The sequence below is a fragment of the Anabaenopsis tanganyikae CS-531 genome (assembly GCF_029891675.1).
Lineage (GTDB): Bacteria > Cyanobacteriota > Cyanobacteriia > Cyanobacteriales > Nostocaceae > Anabaenopsis > Anabaenopsis arnoldii.
The window spans coordinates 1-6,692 of sequence record NZ_JANQDF010000126.1 but is presented as its reverse complement, the minus strand read 5'-3'; the positions used below and the strand labels follow the sequence as shown (position 1 = coordinate 6,692).

The following is a 6,692-nucleotide window of genomic DNA, read 5'->3' as shown; positions in this document are numbered from 1 at the left end:
ATATAATTCTTATTTAAATTATTAATTTGAATATTTTCGTGAAATAAATAACGAGCCGCCAGTTGAAAACTTAATGAATAATTGGTTTGACAAGCAGATGAAGGTTCTTGCGCCATCATGAGAATTTGCCGCCGAACGATATAGTCAGAATCTTCAATTCCATCGGTAAAACCTTGACGTTCTACAGGTACTTGTTCGGGTGGTTTTACACCTTCAGGGTCAAATTTATGATCTTTACCTTTGCAAACGACAACAACTGTATCTGCTTTTAGTTCATCAACCAGGTCTTTCTGGTTTGGTTGTTTAGGGTCTTGAGAATCTCGATAAAGATCCAGTCCAATTACTCGCGGTTGATATTGTTGTAATTTGTGCAGTAACTCAGCTAACTTATAATCTGGGATTGATTTCGTGCCGCGGACAATCTCTTGTTGGTAAGATTGGATATCTTTTTCGGTAATTTCCACAACTAGTAACCTTGCATCTTGCTCTTCTTTTGGTCGCAGTCGCAGCATTTGGTCTAAAGTTTGCAGTTCTGCTGTCTGAAGAGTTCCTAAATATCTCAAAGCTAGAGTTGAGAAGGCAATGATTACACTCATCAAAAGTACAGTCCATAAGTTGCACTTTCGAGTCAAAATTTTGCTGCTTAAAGAACTAATATCTAGAGATTTATTTTTATTATTATTATAACTTCCACAAATTTCTTGCCAAGTTACCGGCAAAGTGGTAGGATTTTGACAAATTACAGGCAACCAACTGGCACAGGGAAAGTCATTTTCTAAGCCTTGCAATCTTTCCCGGGCTTCTCTCACAGCCGCATATAATGACTTACCCCCAGCAAAAGCAAAAAGAAATTTTTTCAAAAACTCTTGCGCTACTAAATCTGGTATGGGTTCGCGCATAACAATCATTTGCGGAATATTCAAATCCGCTAAATTCCGCGCTAAACCAATGCCATCACAGGAATTAAAAATTGCTAGTTTTAAACCGTGTATAATTGCCTTCCTCAGTGCATTTTTTAACTGAGGAATGGTTAAACTATCTGTCTGATTAATCTCAATTTGCCCTATTTCTCCATCTGCAAGACTAGCACTATGTCCTGCAAAAAACAGAATATCCCAATTCTGATTCCACAGTTGCTCATCCAGTTCTCTGCGGTTTGGTTCTACCAGAAACTTGACTTGGGTATCTGCTAAACCTTCAAGCCCAGCACGGTCTTTTTCAATATCGATACCAACACTATTACCTAAAACCGCCAAAATTTTGACTTGACCTGTGGGGTGTTTTTGTGATATTAGAGTATTTGTATATTCTGGATTACTTAAAGCTAATTCAGCCCGGGGATAATCCTCAAAAAAATCCCACAAATGCCAAGGTAGTCGATGCAGCAGGGGAATATTTGTTTCAAAAATCACTCTAATTTCATCATGAGGATTAAGTAAAGTCCGCAACTGCCTTTCAACTTTCTGAAATGACTCAGATTTGAGCCAAGCATTAATATTTCTTTGTAGTTGCTGACATACATCATCAAAGTCATTTACAGAAATATTAGTAACACCTTGCTCATCTACTTTGATCCTTTGATTATTGCCCAAACAATAGTGTAAGGCTTCATAGAGCGATCGCCATTTGTGATAAATATTGGGAAGCTCTGGTACTGCTGGCAAACTACCGATAAACTTTACAGGTACTAATTGGTTAGTATCCCAAAACTGAGCAGTAACTACAGCAAACCCTTGCTTAAAGTCACCTCCTAACAAACTGAAAACTAATAATTTGCTCATAGACTAATTTTCGGCTAATTAAACCACAAAATTTTCTATTATTTGCCAATCGTCACCAGAAATTTGGATACTAAAACATTCTCCCACCTCTCCATGAAAACGCGGCAATTGCACGTAGTTATCTTGTCCTCGACTTTGTACTTGATAAATTACTTCGGCTGATTCTGTAAGCAAAGCCAATTTTATATTAGCAGGTAGATAAGTTTCTCCATTAGCAGGATGTAATTGCACGCGAATACTAATTTCTGGGGTTGCTTCTGGTGAGAGAGCAATTAGTAACACCAGTTGTTCAGATTTTAGCTGCATTCCCAAGTCAATTAATTTGGCTCGTTTAACACCAGCACTTGCTAACCCAGAACCACTCCTAAAACTAAAAGCTAAACTTTGAGAATTTGTGCCAAAAAATGCTTCAATGGTTTGCCATGAGCCGTCGTAAATACCTGTCAGCCAATTACTCAGATTAACTTGTTTCCCGGAAAACTGTAACTCTTGTCTTGGTTGTCGCTGTTGATATAAACGCCACCGCCACTGTTGATTTTCTAGTAACGCTCCCCAGGTGATAAATGGTACTGATAATCTAGGAAAAGCTACAGCAGGATTTCCTAAACGCTGGCACAGATTTTCAGCTTGCGTAGCGGATAATTCTCCCAGAGGAGCTATAGCAGTTTTCATCTCTTCGGTGGAGAATTGGTAAGTCATCCAAAAAGCATTGAGGTCTTTAGTTAAATCTTGGGTATCCATACAATAAGTTCTATCTACAGGGTCATAATTAGCCAATGATTTAAGTTCTTGATGGGTTGTATAGCCCCAAAATCTCACGCAGTTATCTTCTGTTTTCACTTGCACTGCTATATAATAGTCTGCTGCCCAGTTGGGAATATCTACCCATTCTTGAGGTACTTCTAACTCACCATCATCTATTGCCTCACTGGGAATTAAGGCCACTCGCTTGTGTCCTAGTAAAACTACAGTACCATTGACAAACTCCCAAAAACCTGAAACGCCAGGTATACATTCCCAGGCAGTAGCTTCAGGAACATAATCTACTTGTATCCAATTTAAAAATACATCTAAGCATATTTGATTAATATAGGCGCGCCAACGACTGCTAGGTGTGCCATAAACTTGGCTGTTTCGCCAACACTGCTCTTGAAGTGCTGGTGAAATTTCTAACTCCCATTCTCTGGGATCGGCAAATACATAACTCATTTTTAATGCTTTTTTATTAAAAGTGATTTTGAAATTAGATTGGGTGATCATTACTTCTGAGCCATTCCTCCAAAAGATTGGTCATATCTTTTATTTGGTTGGAAGTTATAGAAATATTCAATGTCTCCCGACTCCAGTTGATTAAGGCTGCTAACAAGGATTCTCTGGCTTTAATCAAGCGGCGAGAAACCGTAGGTTGGCTAATCTGTAATTTTTTAATAATATCCTGTTGAGTCAGTCCCTGTTGGTAGTAGAGTTTAAGTATTTCTTGGGTTTGGGCATTAGATACCTGTAAAGCTTTTGACAAGACAGATTTCATTTGAGAAAGTTGATTTTGGCGGTTTTGCGCATCCTCTTGGGCTAGGATATCAGCAATTAATGAGTCTGAGGAGGGGTCTGGTAAATCCAAGGTGATGTTAGAGCCATCTTCCGATTTGAGTGCATCTAGAGAATCCACTGGTGGATAGAGATAAGCGCGCAGGTAGGTAGCAGTACGAGTTATAATCTGTTCAATTGTGTTTGCACTGCATTGTGGAATCTGTTGACTTAATTGGTTTAGTCGTTCCCTGTTGTAGAGATTGGCGACATCTTCCCAAAGTTGGCGATTTGGTTCTGGTAATTTACTATTAGCTCCCACCTGGTTTGGGACATAAAGTTCTTTAAAACAACACCAAACTAAACGATGTTGGGCAATTATGGCTGGTGATAATCCAGCTTGTGATAGAGATGCTAATACCTGCTTTTTGCTCACTTTGCGTAACAATGCCCAATTAGTGCAGCTATCCGCTTCCTTGCGTTGCCGTAAAATATCTTTTAGCCGAGTGGGAATTGCTATTTGAGCATAGGCTTGTAAATTACTGCTAATTTCAGGTTTAAAGCCTTTGAGGATATTTTCTACCTCAGCATTTGCCAGCTGGAAGTAGTCAGCTAGACTATATTGATTGATGGCAAATTTAGCAACAGTCTTGTGAGCCGCCCAATAACATTGTTCTTGTAAATAAGCAGACAAGTGCCTCTTGGCAAGAATATGGGATTGGTTCTGCCAGTGTTTGTGCCAATAAATTGCCCAAAAGTTTTTGGCATTCGATGCTTCTGGGGTTTCATTTAAGCATTTTTTGATGCTACGCTCCAAGTTGGGATCTGTTAACCATTTGTGGAATCTACCTGCATCCAACTGGGCGAATGTTGAGAATAATTCCGTAATATCTTGGCGATAACGCATATACTCATTAAAAATAAACTTTTTTTAGCGAAAAAATGTTGATTTTATGAAAATTTGGCAACTTATACTAGTTTATCTGAATCAGGAGATCCGCGCAAGCTGTCATACTTGTGTATTTAGCAACACAACATACACCAAGAAAATGGTAATCCAAAAGCAATTGAGGAAGTACGGGGAAGGGAATATTATCGTTTTTGCGCAACTAAGCAAAGTATTTACCAGCAACTCAATCACACAGTCGCTTAAGTCGCTTGATTCGCCTTTTAGTCATAGTTCGTGGACGTTTTTAGTCAAAATATCTATTTTTAGGCTAAGAGGATGTTTGATAAGTTTTCAACAGGTAATTTTGATCTTAGGGAACAGGGAACAGGGAACAGGGAACAGGGAACACCGAAGGATTAGGGAACACACAAACAACAATCAAATCCAGTCCCCTCTCCTTACAAGGGGAGGGTTAGGGTGGGGTAAAACAATATTTGATACACTAATCATGACTTGACAAACATCCTCTTAGCTGTACCACTGTGCTCAACAACATTCTCATAACATGATGTATCAATGCCGAAAAAAGCTAAAAATGTCTTGGTATATCCTAAGTATTTTTGTTTTAATAAATAGTATTAATAATCATCCTTCATTGGCTCAAACTGTTGAAAATACACAAATATCAAATGGTAATTTCAGCCGATCGCAACAATTACCGCCCCCCCAAGATATTCAACCCCCCGCCCCATCTCCCCTAGAAACACCCCAACCACTCCAACCATTACCACCACCAGCAGAACTACTCCCACCCTCTTTTCCAGATACCCAATCTCAGCCACCTACACTAGAGGATGTTCCGCAAACTATTACGGTTCAAAAGTTTGATGTAGTGGGTAGTACAGTATTTAGCCCAGAAGAGTTAGCCAAGGTTACCGCTGAATTTACTAATAGACCAATTACTTTAACTGAACTGTTTCAAGCTCGCGACCAAATCACTGAATTATATCTTAACCAGGGTTACATTACTTCCGGTGCATATATTCCACCGCAAGCAATTAATTCGGGTGTGATTAAAATTCAGGTGCTTGAAGGTAAATTAGAAGATATCCAAATTAGTGGTACGCGCCGACTCAACCCCAATTATGTCCGTAGTCGTTTAGCATTAGCGACATCAGCACCCCTAAATCGAGATAAGTTACTAGAAGCACTACAACTACTGCAACTTAATCCTTTGATTGAAAACTTGTCCGCTGAATTGTCAGCAGGACTAAGTCCAGGCACAAATTTGTTAGAAGTACAAGTGAGGGAAGCAAAATCTTTTAGTAGCGAAGTAGCCTTAGATAATGGTCGATCTCCGAGTGTGGGTAGTTTTCGCCGTCGCCTTCAACTCAAAGAAGCTAACTTACTGGGTGTGGGAGATAGTTTGAGTTTAGCTTATGCTAATAACGATGGTAGCAACAGTTTTGATAGTAGCTACACCTTACCTCTCAATCCCCGCAATGCTACAATCAGCTTTAATTTCGGCACATCATCTAGTAATGTGATTGAAGAACCATTTAATATTCTTGATATTCAATCTTCATCTGGTTACTATGAGGTGACTGTTCGTCAACCCCTCATACAAACCCAGGGGGGGGAGTTAGCTTTGGGATTGACGGCTTCACGGCGAGAAAGTGAAGCTACTTATATTGAGGGAGAACGTTTACCTTTTCCTTCCTTGGGTGCTGATGACCAGGGGCGCACACGCATATCTGCGTTACGGTTTTTTCAAGAATGGACAACTCGTAATAGCCGCCAAGTGATTGCGGTGCGATCGCAATTTAATCTGGGTATAGGCGCGTTTAATGCTACTATTAATAGTGATGCTCCTGATAGTCGGTTTTTTTCCTGGCAAGGACAAGCCCAATGGGCGCGCCTGTTAGCACCAGAGACTTTATTGATTGTGCGTGCTAATACTCAAATAGCATCTATAAGCTTGCTACCTTTAGAACAGTTTGGTATAGGTGGTATAGATAGTGTGCGGGGTTATCGCCAAGATTTTCTGTTAGCAGATAATGGTGCTGTAGTTGGGGCGGAAGTCCAAATCCCAGTGGTGCGGTTATCCCAGTCAAGAGGAGTATTGCAGGTGATACCTTTTATTGATTTTGGGGTAGGTTGGAATAATTCTGGCAGGAATCCTGACTCTAACACATTAGCAGCCGTGGGTTTAGGTTGGCGCTGGTCACAAGGCGATCGCTTCACTGCACGTCTTGACTGGGGTATTCCTCTTGTATCTGTTGACTCCCCAGACAGAACATGGCAAGAGAACGGATTATATTTTTCTGTATTTTATCATCCTTTCTAATTTTTACTATTCCAGGACTTACGCAACTGGCACAAATAGGGAGCGGAGGGAGCCGCGCCACGGGACAATTTCAATTAAACCAAGCACATAGGAATACTTGGGCGTTTGAGTTGCTGTATTAAATAATTAGACAGCAAATTATGCTTGATTT

At 40.1% G+C, this 6,692-nt stretch carries 4 protein-coding genes; 1 reads left to right on the top strand and 3 read right to left on the bottom strand.

Going from position 1 to position 6,692, the window contains the following annotated elements; all coding sequences use genetic code 11:
• The 3 genes from NWP22_RS12530 to NWP22_RS12520 form a co-directional block, all read right to left on the bottom strand.
• On the bottom strand, positions 1-1,781 hold a 1,781-nt coding region (locus NWP22_RS12530), incomplete at its 3' end, for a CHASE2 domain-containing protein (protein WP_271731329.1).
• An 18-nt stretch (positions 1,782-1,799) separates the two neighbouring features.
• Positions 1,800-2,990 carry a DUF1822 family protein gene (locus NWP22_RS12525; protein ID WP_271731330.1) on the bottom strand — a complete coding sequence of 397 codons (1,191 nt, stop codon included), beginning with the start codon at positions 2,988-2,990 and terminating at the stop codon, positions 1,800-1,802.
• 34 nt (positions 2,991-3,024) lie between these two features.
• Positions 3,025-4,212 carry a sigma-70 family RNA polymerase sigma factor gene (locus NWP22_RS12520; RefSeq protein WP_271731331.1) on the bottom strand — a complete coding sequence of 396 codons (1,188 nt, stop codon included), beginning with the start codon at positions 4,210-4,212 and terminating at the stop codon, positions 3,025-3,027.
• Positions 4,213-4,789: 577 nt separating this feature from the next.
• Here NWP22_RS12520 and NWP22_RS12515 point away from each other — a divergent pair.
• A complete protein-coding gene (locus NWP22_RS12515; RefSeq protein WP_417006590.1) occupies positions 4,790-6,541 on the top strand; it encodes a ShlB/FhaC/HecB family hemolysin secretion/activation protein in 1,752 nt (583 codons plus the stop codon).
• Positions 6,542-6,692 lie beyond the last annotated feature (151 nt).

Bases quoted from the DNA above. Each gene is read 5' to 3' on its own strand.
- NWP22_RS12525 (WP_271731330.1), bottom strand. From the start codon at position 2,990: ATGAGTTATGTATTTGCCGATCCCAGAGAATGGGAGTTAGAAATTTCA.
- NWP22_RS12520 (WP_271731331.1), bottom strand. From the start codon at position 4,212: ATGCGTTATCGCCAAGATATTACGGAATTATTCTCAACATTCGCCCAG.
- NWP22_RS12515 (WP_417006590.1), top strand. From the start codon at position 4,790: ATGTCTTGGTATATCCTAAGTATTTTTGTTTTAATAAATAGTATTAAT.